Origin of the sequence: Micrococcus sp. KRD096 (genome assembly GCF_017168495.1) — a bacterium.
Classification (GTDB): domain Bacteria; phylum Actinomycetota; class Actinomycetes; order Actinomycetales; family Micrococcaceae; genus Micrococcus; species Micrococcus luteus.
This window is the reverse complement of the sequence record NZ_JABFAY010000017.1, coordinates 176,597-178,567: the sequence shown is the minus strand read 5'-3', so window position 1 is coordinate 178,567 and position 1,971 is coordinate 176,597. Positions and strand designations below refer to the sequence as shown.

The 1,971-nt window shown below is 74.6% G+C and carries 2 protein-coding genes; one reads left to right on the top strand and one right to left on the bottom strand.

The features are described from left to right. Positions 1–43 precede the first annotated feature (43 nt). Positions 44–607: a phosphoribosylglycinamide formyltransferase gene (purN, locus tag J1M41_RS08645; RefSeq protein WP_069941533.1), complete on the top strand. Its 564-nt coding sequence runs from the start codon at positions 44–46 to the stop codon at positions 605–607. Here the strand turns inward: purN and J1M41_RS08640 are convergent. Then, positions 594–1,971, bottom strand: a 1,378-nt coding sequence (locus J1M41_RS08640) for an MFS transporter (protein ID WP_241247859.1), incomplete at its 5' end; no start/stop codon positions are given. The genes purN and J1M41_RS08640 overlap by 14 nt on opposite strands.

Below are 1,971 nucleotides of genomic sequence, written 5' to 3'. Positions count from 1 at the left end.
GGAGGGAACGGGGGCGGACACCCCCTCACCCTACGATGGGCGCATGCGCATCGTTGCCCTCGTCTCCGGTTCCGGCACCAACCTGCAGGCCGTCCTCGACGCCGTCGCCTCCGGCGCCCTGGACGTGGAGATCGCCGCGGTGGGCGCCGACGTCGCCGACGCCGGCGGCCTCGAGCGCGCCCGCGCCCACGGGATCGAGACGTTCGTGGTGTCACCGAAGGACCACGCGGACCGGCGCGCGTGGGACGAGGCGCTCGCGGACGCCGTCGCCGCCTACGCGCCGGACTGGGTGGTGTGCTCCGGGTTCATGCGGATCCTGGGCGCCCCGCTGCTCGAGCGGTTCGAGGGCCGCATCCTCAACACCCACCCGGCCCTGCTGCCGTCCTTCCCGGGGGCCCACGGCGTCCGGGACGCGCTGGCGCACGGGGTGAAGGTCACCGGCTGCACCGTGCACGTGGTGGACGCGGGCGTGGACACCGGCCCGATCCTCGCGCAGGCCGCGGTGCCCGTGCTGGACACGGACACCGAGGCCGAGCTGCACGAGCGCATCAAGGTCCAGGAGCGGGCCCTGCTGCTGCGCGTGCTCGGCGAGCTCAGTCGGCGCTGACCTCGAGGGCGCGGCCGCGGGTCTCCGGGGCCAGCGCCAGCATCGCCGCGCAGGCCAGGACCACGAGCCCGCCGGTGACGGCGAACGCCCCCGGCAGCCCGAGGGCGGGGACCAGCGTGCCCACGAAGAGCAGCGGGCCCAGGCCCGCGCCCACCCGCGAGGCCGCCGACGCCCAGCCGAAGCCGGAGGCGCGCAGCGTCGTCGGGTACAGCTCGGAGACGTACGTGTAGAGCACCGGGATCGCGACCTGCACCACGAAGCCGAACGCCAGCACGAGCGGCAGCACCGCGGCGGGCACGTCCAGCACGCTCGCCAGCCAGACGGTCAGGGCGCTCGCGACGACGGCGCTGACGGCCAGCAGCCAGCGGCGGCCGGTGACCTCGATCAACACGGTGGCCACGACCACGCCGAGCAGGCCGGCCGCGGCCATGCCGGAGGTCATGATGAAGGCGCGGCCCTCCGCGTAGCCGGCGTCGATGAGGAACGACGGCAGCCACTGCAGCGCGATGTAGTAGACGAGCATGATGGCCACGAACAGGGCCCAGGCGACCGCGGTGATTCGCGGGGAGAACCGCCAGACCGCGGCGAGCTGCGCGCCGACGCCGCCGGAGCGGGCCGGCTCGGCCGGGGGCATCGTGTAGGGCCGGCGGGGCGCGCCGGTGGCCGCCACCATGCGGTCGATGACGGCGCGGGCCTGTGTCTCGCGGCCCCGGCTCATCAGGAACAGCGGGGACTCGGGGATGCCCAGGCGCACGACGAACACGAGCAGGGCCGGCAGGACCATGGCCATCAGGGGCAGGCGCCAGTCGCCCCACGTGCCCACGAGCCAGGCGGAGACGAGGCCGCACAGCGCGGCACCGACGGGCCACCAGCCGTCCATCGCGGCCAGGACGCGACCGCGCAGCCGGCGCGGGGTGAACTCGCCCACGAGCGCGTAGTCCACGGGGATCGTTCCGCCCAGGCCCATGCCGGCCACGAACCGGAACAGCGCGAACCACAGCAGGGAGTCCGTCAGCGCGCCCGCGATCGTGAACACGGAGAAGATCGCGAGCGTCCACGCGAACGCCGCCTTGCGGCCGATGCGGTCCGCGATGGTGCCCCACAGGAACGCGCCCACGGCCATGCCGATGAGGTTGGCGGTGCCGATCCACGCGGCGTCGGCCTTGTCCAGGGCCCACTCCTCGCGCAGCAGCGGGATCATCACGCCGTTGAGCGTGACGTCCCACGCGTCGAACATGAAGCCCAGGCCGCCGATCAGGAAGATGCGGCCCTGGACGGACCAGCGCCACGGCAGCTCCTGGACGACCGCCTCGCCGGTGGGCAGGGCGGCGTCGGGGGCGACGACGTCGGGCGCGGGCCCGGGG

Excerpts from the sequence above, each read along its gene's own strand:
- purN (WP_069941533.1), top strand. The coding sequence starts at position 44 with ATGCGCATCGTTGCCCTCGTCTCCGGTTCCGGCACCAACCTGCAGGCC.